The sequence below is a fragment of the Rhizobium sp. RAF56 genome (genome assembly GCF_052113965.1).
Classification (GTDB): Bacteria; Pseudomonadota; Alphaproteobacteria; order Rhizobiales; family Rhizobiaceae; genus Rhizobium.
Genome location: NZ_JBFRDU010000006.1, coordinates 158,093 through 178,858 on the forward strand (window position 1 = coordinate 158,093; position 20,766 = coordinate 178,858).

16 protein-coding genes are annotated in these 20,766 nt (G+C 61.5%); 10 read left to right on the top strand and 6 right to left on the bottom strand.

All coding sequences use genetic code 11. The features are described 5' to 3' along the window. Window positions 1–75: 75 nt before the first annotated feature. The 6 genes from topA (at window position 76) to rpmG (ending at window position 7,714) form a co-directional block, all read left to right on the top strand. Window positions 76–2,736: a type I DNA topoisomerase gene (gene topA, locus AB4048_RS07210; RefSeq protein ID WP_442201294.1), complete on the top strand. Its 2,661-nt coding sequence runs from the start codon at window positions 76–78 to the stop codon at window positions 2,734–2,736. Further along, window positions 2,733–5,108 (top strand): ribonuclease R, encoded by a 2,376-nt coding sequence (gene rnr, locus AB4048_RS07215; protein ID WP_442201244.1) that lies wholly within the window; start codon window positions 2,733–2,735, stop codon window positions 5,106–5,108. The genes topA and rnr overlap by 4 nt, the downstream gene beginning before the upstream one ends. Before the next feature lie 32 nt (window positions 5,109–5,140). Next, entirely contained in the window at window positions 5,141–5,593 is a 453-nt protein-coding gene (locus AB4048_RS07220) for a DUF983 domain-containing protein (protein WP_442201245.1), read from the top strand. Beyond that, a complete protein-coding gene (locus AB4048_RS07225) occupies window positions 5,590–6,258 on the top strand; it encodes an NUDIX hydrolase (RefSeq protein WP_442201246.1) in 669 nt (222 codons plus the stop codon). Before AB4048_RS07220 ends, AB4048_RS07225 begins: the two co-directional genes overlap by 4 nt. A 10-nt stretch (window positions 6,259–6,268) precedes the next feature. Further along, a complete protein-coding gene (locus AB4048_RS07230; RefSeq protein WP_442201247.1) occupies window positions 6,269–7,453 on the top strand; it encodes an MFS transporter in 1,185 nt (394 codons plus the stop codon). A 93-nt stretch (window positions 7,454–7,546) separates the two neighbouring features. After that, entirely contained in the window at window positions 7,547–7,714 is a 168-nt protein-coding gene (gene rpmG / locus AB4048_RS07235; protein WP_003547442.1) for a 50S ribosomal protein L33, read from the top strand. A 784-nt stretch (window positions 7,715–8,498) separates the two neighbouring features. Here rpmG and AB4048_RS07240 read toward each other — a convergent pair. Then, window positions 8,499–9,863, bottom strand: a complete 1,365-nt coding sequence (locus tag AB4048_RS07240; RefSeq protein ID WP_442201248.1) for a PleD family two-component system response regulator — start codon at window positions 9,861–9,863, stop codon at window positions 8,499–8,501. Between the two features lie 17 nt (window positions 9,864–9,880). Further along, window positions 9,881–10,252, bottom strand: a complete 372-nt coding sequence (locus AB4048_RS07245; RefSeq protein WP_442201249.1) for a response regulator — start codon at window positions 10,250–10,252, stop codon at window positions 9,881–9,883. A gap of 130 nt (window positions 10,253–10,382) precedes the next feature. Between AB4048_RS07245 and AB4048_RS07250 the strand changes: the two genes are divergently transcribed. Together AB4048_RS07250 and AB4048_RS07255 are read left to right on the top strand one after the other, a co-directional pair. Next, the gene (locus AB4048_RS07250; RefSeq protein WP_442201250.1) at window positions 10,383–10,691 is read left to right on the top strand and encodes a DUF3572 domain-containing protein; all 309 of its coding nucleotides are present in this window, start codon (window positions 10,383–10,385) and stop codon (window positions 10,689–10,691) included. 2 nt (window positions 10,692–10,693) lie between these two features. Continuing rightward, a complete protein-coding gene (locus AB4048_RS07255; RefSeq protein ID WP_442201251.1) occupies window positions 10,694–11,344 on the top strand; it encodes a hypothetical protein in 651 nt (216 codons plus the stop codon). Here the strand turns inward: AB4048_RS07255 and AB4048_RS07260 are convergent. Next, on the bottom strand, window positions 11,334–11,921 hold the full coding sequence (locus AB4048_RS07260; protein ID WP_442201252.1) for a GNAT family N-acetyltransferase: 588 nt from the start codon (window positions 11,919–11,921) through the stop codon (window positions 11,334–11,336). The genes AB4048_RS07255 and AB4048_RS07260 overlap by 11 nt on opposite strands. Window positions 11,922–12,069: 148 nt before the next feature. On the opposite strand from AB4048_RS07260, the gene AB4048_RS07265 reads away from it, so the two are divergent. Both AB4048_RS07265 and AB4048_RS07270 read left to right on the top strand, forming a co-directional pair. Beyond that, complete coding sequence (locus AB4048_RS07265; RefSeq protein WP_442201253.1) at window positions 12,070–13,374, top strand: DNA polymerase IV; 1,305 nt, start codon at window positions 12,070–12,072, stop codon at window positions 13,372–13,374. 79 nt (window positions 13,375–13,453) lie between these two features. Further along, window positions 13,454–14,716, top strand: coding sequence for a L,D-transpeptidase family protein (locus tag AB4048_RS07270; RefSeq protein ID WP_442201254.1), 1,263 nt, complete (start codon window positions 13,454–13,456; stop codon window positions 14,714–14,716). 24 nt (window positions 14,717–14,740) lie between these two features. Here the strand turns inward: AB4048_RS07270 and dnaE are convergent, their stop codons facing one another. From dnaE to AB4048_RS07285, 3 genes are all read right to left on the bottom strand, one after another. Continuing rightward, window positions 14,741–18,232 carry a DNA polymerase III subunit alpha gene (gene dnaE / locus AB4048_RS07275; protein ID WP_442201255.1) on the bottom strand — a complete coding sequence of 1,164 codons (3,492 nt, stop codon included), beginning with the start codon at window positions 18,230–18,232 and terminating at the stop codon, window positions 14,741–14,743. A 512-nt stretch (window positions 18,233–18,744) separates the two neighbouring features. Further along, window positions 18,745–19,431 carry an ABC transporter ATP-binding protein gene (locus AB4048_RS07280; RefSeq protein ID WP_442201256.1) on the bottom strand — a complete coding sequence of 229 codons (687 nt, stop codon included), beginning with the start codon at window positions 19,429–19,431 and terminating at the stop codon, window positions 18,745–18,747. Between the two features lie 12 nt (window positions 19,432–19,443). Continuing rightward, window positions 19,444–20,763, bottom strand: a complete 1,320-nt coding sequence (locus AB4048_RS07285; protein ID WP_442201257.1) for a lipoprotein-releasing ABC transporter permease subunit — start codon at window positions 20,761–20,763, stop codon at window positions 19,444–19,446. Window positions 20,764–20,766: the final 3 nt, after the last annotated feature.

Here is a 20,766-nt window from a genome sequence, read left to right on the forward strand (position 1 = left end):
CCTGTCCATGTCGAGGGGCCGAAAAAGAAAATCCGCCTTTTGCCGGGGCGCGACCTCGTACTTAGAGAATTGATGATGAATGTTGTTGTGGTGGAATCGCCTGCCAAGGCCAAGACGATCAACAAGTATCTGGGACCCGGATACAAGGTTTTTGCGTCCTTTGGCCACGTGCGCGATCTGCCTGCCAAGGACGGCTCCGTCCTTCCCGACCAGGACTTCGAAATGCTCTGGGAAGTCGATAGCGCGTCCTCCAAGCGGATGAAGGATATAGCCGACGCGGTGAAATCCGCCGACGGTCTGATCCTCGCGACCGACCCGGATCGCGAAGGTGAAGCAATCTCCTGGCATGTGCTCGATCTTCTCAACAAGAAGCGGGTGATCAACGGCAAGCCGGTCAAGCGTGTGGTCTTCAACGCGATTACAAAGAAGGCGGTGCTCGACGCCATGGCCGAGCCGCGCGACATCGACGTGCCGCTCGTAGACGCCTACCTGGCGCGGCGGGCGCTCGACTATCTCGTCGGCTTCAACCTTTCTCCCGTTCTCTGGCGCAAGCTGCCGGGTGCCCGTTCGGCCGGCCGCGTGCAGTCCGTCGCCCTGAGACTCGTCTGTGACCGCGAATCGGAAATCGAGCGTTTCGTCTCGGAAGAATACTGGAATATCTCCGCCCTCCTTAAGACGCCGCGCGGCGACGAGTTCGAGGCCCGGCTGGTTGCGGCAAACGGCAAGAAGCTGCAGGCACGCTCCGTCACAAACGGCGAGGATGCCGGCCGGCTGAAGACGCTGCTCGAGCGTGCAAGCTACGTGGTCGAATCGGTCGAGGCAAAGCCCGTCAAGCGCAATCCCGGCCCGCCCTTTACGACGTCGACCCTGCAGCAGGCGGCCTCCTCGAAGCTCGGCTTCTCCGCCTCGCGCACGATGCAAGTCGCCCAGCGCCTCTATGAAGGCGTCGATATCGGCGGCGAGACCGTCGGCCTGATCACCTATATGCGTACCGACGGCGTGCAGATGGCGCCTGAAGCGATCGATGCCGCCCGCCTCGCTATCGGCGACCAGTTCGGCGCGCGCTACCTGCCGGAAAAGCCGCGGTTCTACTCCACCAAGGCGAAGAACGCCCAGGAAGCGCACGAAGCGATCCGCCCGACCGACTTCAACCGTTCACCAGATCGCGTCCGCAAATTCCTGGACGGCGACCAGCTGCGGCTCTACGACCTCGTCTGGAAGCGCGGCATCGCCAGCCAGATGGCGTCGGCCGAAATCGAGCGGACGACGGCCGAAATACTCGCCGACAACAACGGTGAAAAGGCCGGGCTGCGTGCCGTCGGCTCGGTCATCCGCTTTGACGGCTTCATCGCCGCCTATACCGACCAGAAGGAAGACGGCGAGCCGAGCGACGAGGGCGACGAAGACGGTCGCCTGCCCGAGATCAACGCGCGCGAAAACCTCGCCAAGCAGAAGATCAACGCCTCCCAGCACTTCACCGAACCGCCGCCGCGTTATTCGGAAGCCACGCTCATCAAGAAGATGGAAGAGCTCGGCATCGGCCGCCCGTCGACCTATGCCGCGACGCTGACAACCTTGCGCGACCGCGACTATGTGACGATCGACAAGCGCAAGCTCGTGCCGCAGGCGAAAGGCCGGCTGGTCACTGCTTTCCTCGAGAGCTTTTTCACCCGCTACGTCGAATACGACTTCACCGCGGACCTCGAGGAAAAGCTCGACCGCATTTCAGCCGGTGAACTGAACTGGAAGGACGTTCTCAGAGAATTCTGGACCGCCTTCTTTGCCCAGATCGAGGATACCAAGGAGCTACGTGTCACCAACGTGCTCGACGCGCTCAACGAGACGCTGGCGCCGCTGGTGTTCCCGAAGCGGGAGGACGGTAGCGATCCGCGCATCTGCCAGGTCTGCGGAACAGGCAATCTTTCCTTGAAGCTCGGCAAATACGGCGCCTTCGTCGGCTGCTCGAACTACCCCGAGTGCAACTACACCCGCCAGCTCTCCTCCGAGGGTGGGGCGGAAGCGGAAGCAGGGGGGCTCAACGAGCCGAAGAGCCTTGGCACGGATCCCGTGACCGGCGAGCCTCTGACGCTGCGCAGCGGCCGCTTCGGACCTTATATCCAGCGCGGTGACGGCAAGGATGCCAAGCGCGCCTCGCTGCCCAAGGGCTGGAAGCCCGAAGACATCGATTACGAGAAGGCAATGGCGCTGATTTCGCTGCCGCGCGACATCGGCAAGCATCCGGAAAGCGGCAAGATGATCTCCTCCGGCATCGGGCGCTACGGTCCGTTCCTCCTGCATGACGGCGCTTACGCCAATCTCGAAAGCGTCGAGGACGTCTTCACGGTCGGCCTCAACCGCGCCGTCACCGTTCTTGCCGAAAAACAGGCCAAGGGTCCGGGCGGCCGCACAGGCGGGACGGCGGCAGCGCTCAAGGACCTGGGAGAACATCCCAATGGCGGCAAGATCACCGTGCGGGATGGCAAGTACGGTCCTTATGTCAACTGGGCAAAGGTGAACGCAACGCTACCCAAGGGCAACGATCCGCAGGCGATCACGCTCGAAGAAGCGCTTGTGCTGATCGCTGCCAAGAGCGGCAAATCCGGCACGAAGACCGTCAAGGCCAAGACGGCCGGCGCGAAGACGACGAAGACCGCCGCGAAACCAAAGACCGCAAAGGCGAAAACATCCGCCTCCAAGACATCGACCGCCAAGACGTCGAAGAAGAGCGAAGAGTGACGAGAGAACCGCGCGGCAGACATTCATCGCCAGAGCACCGCTCCGGCAAGGGACCCCGCGCGGGCAAGGACGTCTCCGGCGTCGAGCCTCTGAACATCGTGCACGGCGTTCTGCCACCCCGCGACGTCATCCTGCGCTTCATCGCCGACCACCCTCAACAGGCCTCCAAACGCGAGCTTGCGAAGGCCTTCGGGCTCAAGGGCGACGAACGTATCGCGCTGAAGCATCTGCTGCGCGACCTCGAGCAAGAGGGCATGCTGCAGAAGAGCCGCAAGTCCCTCATCCGCCCAGGCGCGCTGCCGCCGATTACCGTGCTGGACATCACAACACGCGACAAGGACGGCGAACTGATCGGCCGACCCGCGGAATGGCCCGAGGACGCCGGCGTCGCACCGGCGGTCGCCATTCGCCAGTCTTCCTCGCCGGCTGGCCGCAACGGCAAGGGCAAGGCGCCTGTCGCCGGCATGGGCGACCGGGTGCTGGCAAAGATATTCGCTGCCTCCGATCGCGGCGGTCCGGCCTATACGGCCCGTATCATCAAGGTCCTCGACAAACGCCGGGGCGCCACGCTCGGGGTGTTTCGCGAAACGCCAGGCGGTGGCGGTCGGCTGATGCCGATCGAAAAGCGCGGCGAGGAAATGGTCATCGACCCCCTCGACACGGGCGACGCCAAGGACGGCGACCTGATCGAAGTGGAAGTGGCTCGCCTCGGCCGCTTCGGCCTGCCGCGCGCCAAGGTACTGTCGGTCGTCGGTTCCGTGGGTTCGGAAAAAGCGATCTCGATGATCGCGATCTACGCACACGGCATCCCGCATGTCTTTTCGCCAGCCGTCATCGCCGAGGCGGATGCCGCCAGGGCGGCAACGATGTCGCATCGCGAGGACTGGCGCGACCTCCCGCTGGTCACGATCGACCCGGCTGACGCCAAGGATCATGACGACGCCGTTTACGGCGAAATCGACCCTTCGCCCGACAACGAGGGCGGCGTTATCGTCACCGTCGCGATCGCGGACGTGTCCTGGTATGTCCGTCCCGGTTCGGCGCTCGATAAAGAAGCGGTGAAGCGCGGCAACTCCGTCTATTTTCCGGATCGCGTCGTGCCGATGCTGCCGGAGCGGATATCGAACGATCTCTGCTCGCTGAAAGAAGGCGTCGACCGCCCTGCCCTTGCCGTCCGCATGATCTTTTCAAGGGAAGGCCGCAAGATCGGCCACACCTTCCACCGCATCATGATGAAGAGTGCGGCCAAGCTTTCCTACCAGCAGGCGCAGGCCGCGATCGACGGCAGCCCAGACGACAAGACAGGGCCGCTGCTCGAGCCGATCCTCAAGCCGCTCTGGCACGCCTATCATGTCATGAAGCGCGGCCGCGACCGCCGTCAGCCGCTCGAGCTCGACATGCCGGAGCGCAAGATCCTGGTCAAGGATGACGGCACCGTCGACCGCGTGTTCGTGCCCCCGCGCCTCGACGCCCACAAGCTGATCGAAGAGATGATGATCCAGGCGAACGTCGCCGCCGCGGAGACGCTGGAAAAGAAGCGCCAGGCGCTGATCTTTCGCGTGCATGACGGCCCAACGCTTGCCAAGCAGGAAATCCTGCGGGAATTCCTGGCGACGCTGGGTATCTCTCTCGCCAAGGGCGGCAACATGCGCGCCAATAATTTCAACGGCATCCTGGCGAAAGCCGAAGGCACCGCGCATCAGACGATGGTCAACGAAATGGTCCTGCGCTCGCAGAGCCAGGCGATCTACAGCCCTGAGAATATCGGGCATTTTGGCCTCAACCTGATGAAGTATGCACACTTCACCTCGCCGATCCGTCGTTATGCCGACCTGATCGTGCATCGGGCCCTGGTGGGCTCGCTCGGCTTTGGCGAAGGGGGAATCACACCCGACGAGGAAGCAACCCTCGACGATATCGCAGCCGAAATTTCCACCTTCGAGCGCCGCGCCATGGCTGCCGAGCGAGAAACCGTCGACCGGCTGATCGCGCATCATCTCAGCACCCGCGTCGGCGAGGAATTCGACGCGCGCGTCGGTGGCGTCACCAAGGCGGGACTGTTTGTCACCCTCCCGGACTATGGCGCCGACGGCTTCATACCTATATCTACGCTCGGAACCGACTACTTCATCTATGACGAGGCTCATCAGGCCCTGTCGGGTGAGAAGACCGGGCTCGGCTATCGCCTTGGCGACAACGTTAGGGTGCGGCTCGCCGAAGCAGTTCCGCTTGCAGGCGCGCTGCGCTTCGAGATGCTCAGCGACGGCCAGAAGATGCCGACGGCGACGCGCTCCTTTCACAAGGCGACGCGGCGCGACAACAACCCCGGACGCAAGAAGCCCGGAACAAGACCACCGCGGGGCCGACACTAGAGCTTGGCGACCGCGGGAAGCAGGATGCGGTGATGACAAGCAGCCATTCCGACCAAATCACTCGCTACGGCGAGCCCGAGGAGACCGAGCGTCCGCTCGGGCGCTCGGTCATGCGGGGCCTGCTCAACCGGTGTCCGAACTGCGGCAGCGGCAAGCTTTTCAGCAGCTTTCTGAAGCCGGTGGATCGTTGCGCGGCCTGCGGCGAGGAAATGTTTCATCACCGCTCCGACGACCTGCCGCCCTATCTCGTCATTCTCGTACTCGGCCATGTCATCGTCGGCGGCTACATGATCGCCGACGCCATCCATCACTTGCCGGTATGGGCACACCTGGCCATATGGGTGCCGATCACCATCGCGACCGCGCTGTTGGTGATCCAGCCGATCAAGGGCGGCGTCATCGGCTTCCAGTGGGCGCTGAGGATGCACGGTTTCGGCGGCCATGGCGACGAACTCGACGACTTCGACAAGAGCGATCCCGCGTGAACGATCGCGCCACGCCCCAATCAGTCGCCAGGGCCGACGTGCGGCCGAAAGACGCGGCGTCATTGATCCTGATCGACCGGTCGGACGGCAAGCCGCGGGTCTTGCTTGGCCGCCGCGCTTCCGCCCATGTCTTCATGCCGGATCTCTATGTCTTTCCCGGTGGCCGTCGCGATCCGCTGGATCACTCACGCCCATTTGCCAGCGACCTGAACCCGCAGGTTACGGAACGGCTCTTGGCGGGCAGCCGGCGGCCGATGACGTCGAAGAGTGCGCGAGCTCTGGCACTTGCCGCCGCCCGGGAGCTTGTCGAAGAGACCGGCCTGCACCTTTCCACCTCGGCGGCCTCCCCCGAACTTGCCACCCTCCGCTTCGTTGCGAGAGCCATCACCCCACCAGGACAACCCCGCCGATTCGACACGCGCTTCTTTCTGACCTTCACGGACGAAGTCGGCATCGATCCCACGGCAATCCGCGATTCGCGCGAACTGCTTGACCTCCAGTGGCTTGACATGAGCGACATTTCTTGTCTGAACATGCCGGACATCACGAGGATCATTCTGGGCGATGTGATCGATCTGATGAAAACCGACCCGTCACTTGGTTTTGGCAGAGACGTGCCTTTCTATCTCTTGCGTGGCGGACGTTTCGTTCGCCTCATGCTTTAAGGACCAATTCATGTCTGAACCGACGAACAGCAGGGCCGGTGCTGTCGAAGAAATTCATTGGCCTTCGCTCGTCGCTGCCATCTCGTCGATCTCTGCCGTGGGTATTGCGATCGGCCTCGGCCTGCCACTCCTAAGCATCATCCTGGAAAAGCGCGGCATTCCCTCCACGCTGATCGGGCTGAACACGGCCATGGCCGGCGTCGCCGCCATGATGGCCGCGCCTCTCACCACGAAGCTCGCCCACAAGTGGGGCGTGGCGCCGATCATGATCTGGGCGGTGTTCTTGTCGGCGCTGAGTTCTCTCGGCTTCTACTACGCCGAGAGCTTCTGGCTCTGGTTCCCGCTGCGTCTGGTTTTCCACGGCGCCACGACCACGCTGTTCATCCTGTCGGAATTCTGGATCAACGCGGCCTCGCCGCCCTCGAAACGCGGCTTCGTTCTCGGGATCTACGCCACGGTGCTGTCGCTGGGCTTCGCCGCTGGACCGTTGCTGTTCTCGCTGATCGGCAGCGAAGGGGTGCTGCCATTTGCGATCGGCGCCTGCGCAATTCTGATGGCCGCGCTACCGATTTTCATCGCCCGGAACGAGAGCCCGCTGATCGAGGAGAAGCCGGAGCTGCATTTCATGCGCTATGTCTTCCTCGTACCGACGGCGACGGCTGCCGTTTTCGTCTTCGGTGCGGTCGAGGCCGGCGGGCTTTCGCTCTTTCCGATCTACGCGACCCGCTCCGGCTTCAGCGAAACAGAGGCGGCACTCCTTCTGACCATGATGGGAGTCGGCAACGTCGTCTTCCAGATCCCCGTCGGGCTTCTGTCGGACCGCCTCTCCGACAAGCGGCCACTTCTCAGCCTGATGGCCTGCATGGGCCTTGTCGGCGCGTTGCTGTTGCCGTTCATCGTGACCAATTGGGTGGTGATGGCTGCCATCCTGCTCTTTTGGGGCGGCTGCGTTTCCGGCCTCTATACGGTCGGCCTCAGCCACCTCGGATCGCGTCTGACCGGACCGGATCTTGCAGCCGCGAACGCGGCCTTCGTCTTCTGTTACGCGGTCGGGACTGTCGCAGGGCCGCAGGCTATCGGCACGGCTATCGATGTCGCGGGCACCAGCGGTTTTGCCTGGTCCATCGCTGGTTTTTTCGGGCTTTATGTGATCCTTTCGGCGGGGCGGCTGCTTTTCATGGGAAATCGGGGTTGACTTTTCGGCCGCGATTTGTAGTTTCGCGCCAGAATTGACGAGGATCCCCAACGGGCTGTCCACGGCATCACTTTTACTAAAGGCAGGACGACTATGGCCAAGGCTACCACTATCAAGATCAAGCTGCTGTCGACAGCCGACACTGGTTTCTTCTACGTCACGACGAAGAACAGCCGTACGATGACGGACAAGATGACGAAGACCAAGTACGACCCGGTCGCGAAGAAGCACGTCGAGTTCAAGGAAACCAAGATCAAGTAATTCTTGATCGGTTTTTTTCAAAAGGGCGCGCCCGAAAGGGCTGCGCCTTTTTCGTTGTGGATGGGCGCCCTGACGTATGCATCAATGCTTTGCCTCCGCATCGAATCGGTATATTTTTAATCATTAAAATAATCTGACATATAAAAACGCCGCCCTCCCCCTGGAAGAGCGGCGTCGGTAATAAAGGGGGCCGGCCGGCATGCAAGCGGCACGAGGAACCGCTGTAAGTTTGCGTGCCAGCCGACCGACCCCACGACCCAGGAGATGCGGCGGACCTGAGCATCATGGGGTATAGCGACCCGCTAACGGGCGTTGTCCTTATATGATACTAAACTTGCGCAAAAGCGGAAGAAAATCAACTAATTCTTAAGGCTGCCCCACCGTCTGCGATTCTATGGTTAAAATTTCTGCGTTCATGTGTCGGCGATTTTTTGCCGAATTTCAATTTACAGTCGAATAATACCATAGGCAATTCGGCTGAACGAATGCAACCAGAGATCAACGCAATGTTTCCGCAGCGATAGCCGTGGGGGCGCCGTCCTTGTGCATGAAGAACATCTAATTTACCGAAAAATTATGAAGATGTGGCTATTTTCCATCGCAACGCTGTCTGGCTTGAAGAGATCCAGCGCATAAATTCTCCCCCATTCGCCCTCAGATTTTTAGGGTTCTGGGAAAGCTACCAGTTGATAATTAAACTTTTGCAACGGGAGCGCTGAGGCCGCATGCCGCACGCACCTAGCCTTTCGGGGTAGCCCGCTTCGAGAGCCTAGTCCAGCTGGCTTCAAGCCGCAGCGGCCACAACGCGATTGCGGCCGGAGTTTTTGGCTTCGTATAGCGCGCGATCCGCCTGACGGAGTAAGTGCTCCGGCGTCTCCACGGCAGCAGATAGCGACGATATCCCGAAGGAAGCCGTCACGCCAAGCTCGATCCCCTTTTCCTTAAGCAGGAACGGCATGGTTTCCACGGCCTCGCGAAGGCGCTCGGCGACATTTGCCGCGACATCGGATGACGTGTCGGGCATGATCACGACGAACTCTTCACCACCGTAGCGGCACGCAAGGTCGGCGCCGCGTGCCGTCGATCGGATGCGCGACGCGAACTGTTTCAAGACTTCGTCGCCGGCATCGTGGCCATAGGTGTCGTTTACCTGCTTGAAGCAGTCGATATCCGTGATCAGTATCGAGAGCGGCCGCTCGCGAGTGCGCGCGCGGTTGAACAGCACCTTCAAATGATTGTCGAGATAACGCCGGTTGTTCAGCCCCGTGAGCGGATCGGTAACCGCAAGCTCGATCGTCTGCTGCACGCTGACACGCAGCCGATCATTGAAACGCTTGCGGCGGATCTGGGTGAGAGACCTCGCCACCAGCTCATTGGGGTCAATCGGCCGCACGATATAGTCGTTGACGCCGAGGTCGAGCGCCCGCACCGCCATATCGTCGTTCCCCTGCTCTGTGATCAGCAGGATCGGCAGGAAGCGGGTGCGTTCAAGCGACCGCAATTGCGAACAAAGCCTGAGCGGATCGTAGTCGTCAAAATTCGAGTTGACGATGACGAGATCGAACGGGTTCTCGGAGGCTTCGAAGAGGGCGGCTTGCGGATCGGACATCGCCGATACTTCGGCGACGGGCTTCAGCGCGCGGATGATACGCTCCTGGGAATTGGCGCGGCCATCGACGAGAAGCACCTGGGCGGCGTCCTCGGCGCGTCCCTCGCCGCGCAGATCCTCGACGCCGATCGTCGCGGTTTCCGCGCGCATGCGCAGTTCGTCGCTCAGCGTCTTCAGGCGCAAAAGGCTTTTGACGCGCGAGATAAGTTGAAGATCGTTGACCGGCTTCGTCAGGAAATCGTCGGCACCGACCTTGAGACCGCGGACGCGATCGGAAGGCTGATCAAGAGCTGTGACCATGACGACTGGAATATGTGCCGTGCGTTTATCGGTCTTTAGGCGCTCGCAAACGGCAAAGCCATCCATGCCGGGCATCATGATGTCGAGGAGAATGAGATCAACCTGGGTGCTTGCACAGGTGTCGAGCGCTTGCTGGCCGTTTTCGGCCGTTAGCACCTCGAAGTATTCGGCGAGAAGCCGTGCCTCGAGCAACTTCAAATTTGCCAGCACATCGTCCACCACTAAAATGCGCGCGGTCATATGCGTCTTTCCGCCAATCAGGCGTCGCCCAAATAGGTCTTTATGGTTTCAATAAATTTTGGAACTGAAATCGGTTTGGAGACGTAGGCTTCACAGCCGCCTTGGCGAATGCGCTCCTCGTCCCCCTTCATTGCAAATGCTGTGACTGCGATAACCGGGATGACATGCAGGTCGTCATCCTCCTTAAGCCACTTGGTCACCTCCAGCCCGGAGACTTCCGGCAGCTGAATGTCCATGAGGATAAGGTCGGGCCGATACTTGCGGGCAAGTTCCAGCGCCTCCATGCCATTGCGGGTCTGAATAGTCGTATAACCTGACGCCTCGATCAGATCGCGAAAGAGCTTCATGTTGAGCTCGTTGTCTTCTACAATCATCACCTGCTTTGGCATCACACTATCCTTGGGAGCGGCCTTGAAACCGTATACCGGCAATATATGGTCACGAAGAGGCCGATTCCTTAAATTCACGACCGTAACGCTACCGGCATTTGGTTGAAAAAAAGGTAACTTATTCGAACAAATGCAAAGCAACTTCAAGAAGCTGACAAAAAATGCTGCCGACCCCGAGGCAATAGCTGTGGCCGTTCTTGGATGGCTCGCCAATGACGCGGACATGTTCGGGCGTTTTCTGGCGCTTACGGGTGTGACGCCAGCGCAGGTTCGCACGGCTGTCGCGGATCCCGGCTTTCTCGGCGGAATGCTCGATTTCCTCATGAATCACGAGCCGACCTTGATGGCGTTTTGCGAAGCGACCGGCACCCCGCCTGAGGCAGTCGCTGCCGCTTCGGCACATTTTTCGACGCCCGGCCTGGGGTCCGGGGAGTACTGATTATGAACGACACATCGCATCTTGCCGGTGTCTCGCTTCGAGACAGACCGCTGATCGTCTGCGACATCGACGAGGTCGTCCTCGAATTCATCAACCCGTTCACCGCGTTCCTGCGCGCCAACAGCCATGACCTTCTGCCTCGCTCGTTTCGGCTGCATGGAAACATCGTCTCGCTCGTCGACGGAAGCGCGGCCGACGAAGCCGTAATCGCGGAATTTCAGGAGCTGTTCTTCACCACCCAGGACCGCTGGCAGTCGCCAGTGGAACGCGCCGCCGAAACGCTGGCCGCCCTTTCCGGGGATGCCGATATCGTCTTTCTCACCGCCATGCCGCCGCGCCACCAGCCGACGCGGCGCGCGCTTCTCGACCGTTTCGACCTCCGTTTCCCGATGATCGCCACGGAAGCGCCGAAGGGACCGGTCGTCTCCGCGCTCCACGGCAAACGTCCGCTGCCGGTTGCTTTCCTGGACGATATTCAACGCAACCTCCTTTCCGTGCGCGAGCATGTTCCTCATTGCCTTCTCGTTACGATGATGGCCAACGCCGAATTCCGGGCACTGGCGCCGCCTCCGGCCGCCGGTATCAGCGCCGCCGCGGACTGGACGGAGGCCGAACGGTTGCTGCGTGCCCACATCGGCGGCGTCATGCCATGAGATCCAGACGCATGAGCGGCCTGCCATCCTTGCGAAGCGCCACCGTCTCGAAACCCGCCGCATCGAAGATCGGCGTGGCGCCGACACAAAGGACCACAGATTTCGATTGCTTGGCGTGATCGATCGGACAGGCCTCCAGATAGCGGGCGCCCGAGGCGCGGGCATGATCGATTGCGCCGCGCAGCAGCCGGTGACTGAGACGCTTGCCTCGCAGCTTCTGCGTCAGAAAGAAACAGCTCACCGCCCATATGGAGGGATCGTGCGCATCGCCTTCGTCGAGCGGCCGCGACACCGTCCGCGGCGAATTGAATTGCGGTACGTCATGCCGGGGTCCGACCTGAAGCCAGGCGACAGGATCGTCGGCATCATAGGCCAGCAGCCCCGGCGGCGGGCCGGCCATGATCCGCGCCTCGATATGGGCCTTACGCTCCTCGGGAGGCATCTTCGTTCTAACCGCGTGCGGCAGCCTCAATGCAACGCACCAGCAGCCGTAGAAAGCGCCCTGCGGACCGAACAGCTTCTCGAAATCCGGCCAGTGCGCAGCGTCGACCGCTTCAAAACGCAGATCGATATCCAACGAACTCCTCCCGCTTTAGCCGCTGCCATACTATGAGCTTGGGCATAATCCTTTCATTGGATTGATTCCGATTTAAAGGGTCATGCGCTAGCTTGAGACTCAGAAGCTTAGGGCGTAATCTTCAGATGTTCAACATTTGTTCTCATTCATGACAACCGAGCGTGACACGATTCCCGGCTTCTGCCGCGATTGCCTGAGCGAGCAAGGTAATACGGTCCGGCAACGCTGCCGCGCCTGCGGCAGCCCGCGCCTGGTCTACCACCGGGAACTCGATCGATTGACGCTTGCGCATATCGACTGCGATGCGTTCTACGCGTCGGTCGAGAAACGCGACAATCCGGAGCTTGCCGACAAGCCGGTGATCATCGGCGGCGGCAAGCGCGGCGTCGTTTCGACGGCCTGCTACATCGCGCGCATTCACGGCGTTCGGTCCGCCATGCCGATGTTCAAGGCGCTTGAGGCCTGCCCGCAGGCGGTCGTCATTCGCCCGGACATGGAGAAATACGTTCGCGTCGGCCGCGAAGTGCGGGCGCTCATGCAGGAACTAACGCCGCTGGTGCAGCCGCTCTCCATCGACGAGGCTTTTCTTGAGCTTGCCGGCACGGAGCGGCTGCACCGCGACAAGCCGGCCCGGATCCTTGCGAAGTTCGCCCGGCGGGTCGAGCAGGAGATCGGGATAACCGTTTCTGTCGGGCTTTCCTATTGCAAGTTTCTCGCGAAGGTCGCTTCCGACCTGCAGAAGCCCCGGGGCTTTTCGGTGATCGGGCAGGAGGAAGCGCTTTCATTCCTCGCCGCCCGTCCCGTAACCATCATCTGGGGCGTCGGCAAAGCCTTTGCCGCGACGCTCGAAAGCCACGGCATCCGGTCGATCGGTCAGTTGCAGGCCATGGAGGAAGGCGACCTGATGCGTCGCTATGGCGTCATGGGGCAAAGGCTGTTCCGGCTCTCGCGCGGGATCGACGACCGCGTCGTTCATCCCAACGAGGCCGCCAAGAGCGTGTCGGCCGAGACGACCTTTTTCGAAGATATCTCTCGCCATGAGGACCTGGTCCCGATCCTGCGCGACCTTTCCGAGAAAGTGTCCCGGCGCTTGAAGCGCAGCGAGATTGCCGGCCGCACCGTCGTCCTGAAGCTCAAGACCGCCGATTTCAAAAGCCGCACCCGCAACCGCCGCCTGGACGACCCCACGCAGCTCGCCGATCGTATTTTCCGGACCGGGCTCAGGCTTCTCGAAAACGAGACAGACGGAACGAGGTTCCGGCTGATCGGCATCGGCGTCACCGATCTCAGCGACGCCGCGCGCGCCGACCCGCGCGACCTCATCGACGAACAGGCTGGTCGCCGGGCAGCCGCCGAAGCGGCCATGGACAAACTGCGCGAAAAGTTCGGCAACAAGACCGTCGAAACCGGCTACACCTTCGGCAATGGCAGAGGTGGCCGAAAGGAAGTCTGACGGCGGCCAGGCGCGCAAATCTTCCTTAAGCTTCGAGCCTTATCGTGGCGCCACGAGTATTGCGTTTGGTTCAGGTTCCATGTTGTTGCGTCCCTTGTTCGGGCTGGGTCTGCTCGCGACCACGGCCATAGTCAATCCTGCCTTTGCGGTCGATGCGCGCACGCTCCAGATCGTCGTCTCGACCAACCGCCAGTCGCTTGCGGTCTATGACGGCGGCGAAGTGGTTGCCACCTCGAACGTCTCGACCGGCAAGCGCGGCCATTCGACCCCGCTCGGCATCTTCTCCATACTGGAAAAACAGCGCTATCACGCCTCCAACCTCTATTCGGACGCGTCGATGCCCTTCATGCAGCGGCTGACCTGGTCCGGTATTGCGCTGCACGAATCCGCGTCTGTCCCCAGTCACCCCGCCTCGCATGGCTGTGTGCGCCTACCCAAGGCCTTTGCCCGCATGCTTTACCGAATGACCGAGCGAGGCGTGCATGTGATCATCTCGGGCGAACCTTTGGTCCCGCAGCCCATGGAAAGCGCCCTGCTCTTCCAACCCGCATCGCCGCCCGTCACCGCACCGCTGTTTTCCGATCTCCTACTACGGCCGACGACATCGATCGTCGCAATTTCCAACAGGCCGGTAGAGGTTGCGGCCAATGATCTGACCGCCCTACCTCCGCCACCGGCCGTGCTGCCCGTAACGGCGCATGCCCAACCGCCGCTGCGTATTCTGATTACCCGGCGGGATCTCCGCGCCAACGTCCGCGACCTGCAAGGCCTGCTGAACGAACTGGGATTTGCCGCAGGCGAGCCGGATGGCCTTCTCGGTCCGGGTACCACTGAGGCCATAGCCGCGTTTGGCAAAGCGCACGATATGCCGCAGACCGGGAGGATGGTCAGCCCGGCGCTGATGGAAGCCGTCTATGCGGCCGCTGGAAAGGGCACCCCGCCGAACGCAGAAATCATGGTCCGCCAGGACTTCGCGCCGCTCTTTGAGGCGCCCGCCATCATCGCGCAGCCGGAGGAAGCGCTCGGCACGCATTTCTTCAGCGCGCACGCCGTCGATCATGTGAGCGGCAGGGCCGAATGGTACGGTGTGACGCTGGAAAACGACCTGTCGACCCCGGCAAAAAAACGGCTCGGAATCAAAAGCGAGGCGCAATCGCAATCCTACGACGCCGCCGATCGCGCGCTCGCCCGCATCACCATTCCCGACGACGCGCGCCAGCGCATCGAGGGTATTCTGGACACCGGCTCGTCGCTCATCATCTCCGACACGGGCATCGGCGCTGAAACCGGAAACGGCACGGATTTCATCACCATCATCAGGCGCGCCGCCGGGGGCGGCTGAGCCCTTCCGCGCAAGCCACGCTCGTCAAACCAACTCGACGTCGATGACGCCCGGCGCCGTGCGAAGTGCTGCGGCGATCTCCGGCGTGATCCGGTATTTCTCCGGCAACGCCACCTCTACCTCGCGCTTGCCTTCTTCCTTGATGACGATGAAGGAAACGAGCCCGTCGCCCTTGGTATTGAGATGGGCCGAGACCATCTTGAGCGGGCCGGAATCGCGGACATAGACGCGCAGCGCCTTCTGCATCTGCAGAGACTTTTCCTCAAGCGACTGAACCGATTGCAGCCGAAGGCTGACGCCCTCAGGCCGCTCCTCGCCTGCCGCAATGATGATGAAGGATTTACCCGGCTCCAGCACATCGCGATACTGGTTCAACAATTCGGAGAACAACACAGCCTCGAACTGGCCGGACGAATCCGAAAAGACGATAATGCCCATCTTGTTGCCGGTGCGCGTCTTGCGCTCCTGTTTGGAGATCACGGTGCCAGCGAGCCGCGCGTTGCTCGCGCCCTGCTTCACCGCCGCGGAGAAGTCCGCGAATGTCTGCACCCGCATCTTCTTCAGGATCGAATCGTAGCTGTCGAGGGGATGGGCGGTCAGGTAGAAACCGAGGACCTGGAATTCGCGCAACAGTCGCTCGGAAGCAAGCCAAGGGGTGAAGGGCGGAAGGGAAATGCGCTCCGGCCCGGACCCAGAGCCGGAACCGAACATGTCGGACTGGCCGCTGCGCTTGTTCTCCTGCGCCAGCTGCGCATAGCCCATGATACGATCGAGCCCGCCGATCAACTGCGCCCGGTCGGTTCCGAAGCAATCGAAGGCGCCGGCGAAGATCAAGCTCTCCAGCACGCGACGGTTCACCTGCTTCGGATCGACGCGCAGGCAGAAATCCTCCAGGCTCGCAAACGGCCGATCTCCCCTGACCTCGACGATATGCTCCACGGCGGATTCGCCGACGCCCTTGAGTGCAGCAAGAGCGTAGTAGATGCGGTTTCCCCCGGTTTCGAAATGCCGGTAGGAGGTCTGGACCGAAGGCGCGATCACCTCGATGCCGAGCCGCTTGGCGTCCTGGCGGAAGTCGTTGACCTTTTCGGTGTTCGCCATGTCGAGGGTCATCGACGCCGCCAGGAACTCCACCGGGTAGTGCGCCTTCATATAGGCGGTCTGGTAGGAGACGATCGCGTAGGCCGCCGCGTGCGACTTGTTGAAGCCGTAGTTGGCGAACTTGGCCAGAAGGTCGAAGATGACGTCGGCCTGGCCCTTGGCCACGCCGTTGGCCACCGCGCCGTCGACGAAGCGGGCACGCTGCTTGTCCATCTCCTCCTTGATCTTCTTACCCATGGCGCGGCGCAATAGATCAGCCTCGCCGAGCGAATAGCCCGAGAGCACCTGCGCGATCTGCATCACCTGTTCCTGGTAGACGATAACCCCTTGGGTCTCCTTGAGCAGATGGTCGATCGTCGGGTGGATCGACTCCAGCTCCTCTTCCCCATGCTTGCGGGCGTTATAGACAGGGATGTTTTCCATCGGGCCGGGACGATAGAGCGCGACGAGCGCGATAATGTCCTCGATGCAGTCCGGTCGCATGCCGATCAGGGCCTTGCGCATGCCGGCACTTTCCACCTGGAACACGCCGACCGTTTCGCCCCGCGACAGCATCTCGTAGGTCTTTTTATCGTCGAGCGGGATGCCGGCGAGATCGATGCTGATCCCGCGCTTGGCGACGAAATCGACGGCGACCTTCAACACCGTCAGCGTTTTCAGACCGAGGAAGTCGAACTTCACCAACCCCGCCTGCTCGACCCACTTCATGTTGAACTGCGTGACCGGCATGTCGGAGCGCGGATCGCGGTACATCGGCACAAGCTTCGACAGCGGCCGGTCGCCGATGACGATGCCGGCGGCGTGGGTCGAGGCGTGACGGTAAAGCCCTTCGATCTTCTGGGCGATGTCGAGCAGGCGGGCGACCACCGGCTCCCTCTCCGCCTCTTCCCGCAGTTTGGGCTCCTCCTCGATTGCCTTATAGAGCGGCGTCGGATTGGCGGGATTGTTCGGAACCAGCTTGCAGATCTTGTCGACCTGGCCATAGGGCATTTCCAGCACGCGGCCGACGTCGCGAAGTGCTGCGCGCGCCTGCAACGAACCGAAAGTGATGATCTGCGCCACCTGCTCGCGGCCATACTTTTTCTGGACGTAGCGGATCACCTCCTCGCGGCGATCCTGGCAGAAGTCGATATCGAAGTCGGGCATCGAGACGCGTTCCGGATTGAGGAAGCGCTCGAAGAGCAGCGAAAAACGCAAGGGATCGACGTCGGTGATCGTCAGCGCATAGGCGACCAGCGACCCTGCCCCCGATCCGCGACCCGGCCCGACGGGAATATCTTGCTGCTTGGCCCATTTGATGAAGTCGGCAACGATCAGGAAGTAGCCGGGGAACTTCATGCGCTCGATGACGCTGAGTTCAAACTCCAGCCGGTCGCGATATTCCTGTTCCTCGTAGCCCGCCGCCATGCCGAGCGTGGCGAGCCGCTGGTTCAAACCCTCCACCGCCTGATCGCGCAGTTCCCTTGCCTCGGCGCGCTCGGCCTCCTCCGGATCGGCACTACCGCCGGTGAAGCGCGGCAGGATCGGCTTGCGCGTATTCAGGACGAAGGAGCAGCGGTGCGCGATCTCGACCGTATTTTCGAGCGCCTCGGGCAGATCCGCGAAGAGCTTGGCCATGTCGGCCCGGCTCTTCAGGTAGTGATCCGGCGACAGGCGGAAACGACTGTCGTCCGAGACGATGGCATTGTGCGCCACAGCCATCAGCGCATCATGGGCGTCGTAGTCGTCGCGGGTCGGAAAAAACGCCTCGTTCGTCGCGACCAACGGCAGATCGTGCTCGTATGCGAGCGAGATCACCTTGTGTTCGTGACGGCGGTCATAGGTGGCGTGGCGCTGCAGCTCGACATAGAGCCTGTCGCCGAAGAGCCGCTTCAGTTCTAGAAGGCGCGAGGCGGCTTGCGCCGGCCGGCCTTCCTTCAATGCGACATCGACCGGACCTCCGGCCGCACCCGTCAGCGCGATCATGCCCTCCGTACCGATCTCGGCGAGCCACGAAGCGCGAATATTGATGGCAGTATTGTCTTCGCCGCCGAGATAGGCGCGGCTGACGAGATCGACGAGCCGCTCGTATCCGGCGTCGGTGGCGGCAAGCAGCACGATCGCGGGCAGCTTCGCCTGAATATGCTGACCACGCCGATCCGTCTCGGCGCCGTCTTCCATGTCGATCGACACCTGACAGCCGATGATCGGCTGCAAGCCCTCCTCCATCGCCTTCTGGGAAAACTCCAGCGCAACGAAAAGGTTGTTGGTGTCAGTGATGGCGATCGCCGGCTGGCTGTCGCCGGTGGCCTTGGCAAGGATCTTCTTGAGCGGTAGCGCACCCTCGAGAAGCGAATAGGCGGAATGGACGCGCAAGTGGACGAACTGCGGAGTAGTCCCCAGCGGCCCGACCGCGCCGCTACCTTTTTCCGCCATGAGATGCCTTCCTGCGTTCACCGATGAATCGGCCGCATTTTCGGCGTTTGGAGAGCCGCTGTCCAGCGTCCCGCCTGTGGATCACGGTCATAAGTCCGCGACCCCGTTCGATTACATGGCCATCATGATCAGCGAGCAGCTGGCTACGAACATGACGATGGAGGTGAATGCTGCAATATCACGGATTATGTCAGTCATTTGGCTCTCCTGTGCTTTTATGTTTTTACTTTGTTCGATATATGTTCCGCTGTCAACATGGTTCCACACAGTTTCGTTGAGCTATGGTTAACACTGCCGAGGGGGCGAATAATGGACGGAGGCGAATTCGAAAGCCTCATCGAAGCGAATTCGCAGATCTATGCGCGCGCAGGAGAGCAATGTCATCCTCGCGGCGGGCATACCATGTGGCTGCGACCGGTATCTAGATGGTTATTTCCGTGGCACCGAAAGCCGCTATCGGCGATGAGCTATATCGGGACGGATCATCGCGCTGCAGACTGCCCTGAAGCTGCTCAGAATTCCACGACCTTGCCGTCTTCGATGGTTACCCGGCGGTCCATTCGGCTGGCGAGCTCATGGTTGTGCGTGGCAATCAGCGCCGCAAGGCCAGATTGGCGCACCAGCGCCTCCAGCGCCTGGAAGACATAGCCTGCCGTTTCCGGATCAAGGTTTCCGGTCGGCTCGTCGGCAAACAGCACCAGCGGCGCGTTGGCGACGGCGCGGGCGATCGCCACGCGCTGCTGTTCGCCGCCGGAGAGTTCGGCCGGACGATGGTCACCGCGATGGCCGATGCGCATATAGTCGAGAAGCGCGCTCGCGCGCTCGCGCGCCTCTTCCCACGGAAGGCCGGCTATCAGTTGAGGCATCATGATATTTTCGAGCGCGGAAAACTCCGGCAAGAGGTGATGGAACTGGTAGACGAAGCCGATGTCGCTGCGGCGGATGGCCGTGCGTTTTTCGTCGGTGAGGTTTTCGCAGTTCTGCCCGTTGATCGTCACCTCCCCGGCGTCGGGGTGCTCCAGCAGTCCAGCGACATGCAGAAGCGTCGACTTGCCGGTTCCCGACGGGGCGACGAGCGCGACGATCTCGCCGGTGCGCAACGAAAAGTCGGCTCCCTTCAGGATCGAGAGCAGCGTTTCGCCCTGCCCATAGTGGCGCTCTACGCCGGTGAGCTTGAGAACGACATTGCGATTGTTCAACGGCAGAAATCCTTATTCGTAGCGCAGGGCCTGCACCGGATCGAGCCGGGAGGCGCGCCATGCCGGAAAGATGGTGGCGATGAAGGAGAGCGTCAGCGCCATGGCAACCACGGAAACAGTCTCGCGCATGCTCATTTCGGCCGGCAGTTGGCTGAGGAAATAGAGTTCCGGATCGAACAGCATCGTGCCCGAAACCCAGGAGAAGAATTGACGGATCGACTCGATGTTGACGCAGACGAGGACGCCGAGCAGCACGCCCGCAAACGTGCCGACGATACCTATCGCCGCCCCGGTCATGAAGAAGATGCGCATGATTGCGCCGGAGCTTGCGCCCATGGTCTTGAGGATCGCGATGTCGCTGCCCTTGTCCTTCACCAGCATGATCAGCCCGGAGATGATGTTCAACGCCGCCACGAGGACGATCAGCGTCAGGATCATGAACATGACGTTTCGCTCGACCTGGAGCGCCGAGAAGAACGTCTCGTTGCGCTGGCGCCAGTCGGTCAGGAAGACCTGACGCCCGGCCGCGGCCTCGATCTTCGGCCTGATCTGATCGACGTCGTCGGGATGGCTGATGAAGAGTTCGATCGACTGCACTATGCCAGGGGCGTTGAAATAGAGCTGCGCCTCCTCCAGAGGCATGAAGATGATCGAGGCATCATACTCCGACATGCCGATCTCGAAGATGCCCGAGACAGTGTAGGTCTTGACGCGCGGGTTGACGCCGAAGGGGGTGATGTCGCCGTCCGGCGCGATCAGCGTGATCTGGTCGCCGGCGGCAAGGCCCAGCTGCTGGGCCATCCGCGTGCCGATGAGAACGCCGGTACCTGCGGCGAACCCAACCATATCGCCGCTCTTTATGTTGCCGGAAATGGTCTTGAGCTTGGTGAGGTCGTCGGCGCGCATCCCCTTGACCAGCGCGCCGGTGCCAGCGCCTCCATGCCCGGAGGCGAGCGTCTCGCCTTCCACCAACGGTATCGCCATCGTCACACCGGGCACGACGGCGAACTTATCGGTCAGCGCCGCGTAGTCGTTCAGCGGCGCATCGATCGGCTGCACGATGACGTGGCCGTTCATGCCGAGAATGCGGGTGATGAGCTCCGTGCGGAAACCATTCATCACCGCCATGACGACGATCAGCGTCGCGACGCCGAGCATGATGCCGACGAAGGAAAAGCCGGCGATCACCGAGATGAAGGTCTCCTTGCGCCGGGCTCGCAGATAGCGCCAGGCGACCATGCGTTCGAACCTGGAAAAGGGGCGCGCCGAAGCGGACAGGCCCGCGCCGGAGGGCTTTTCCTGCTGGTCCTCTGCCGCGTTGCTTACCGCCATTGC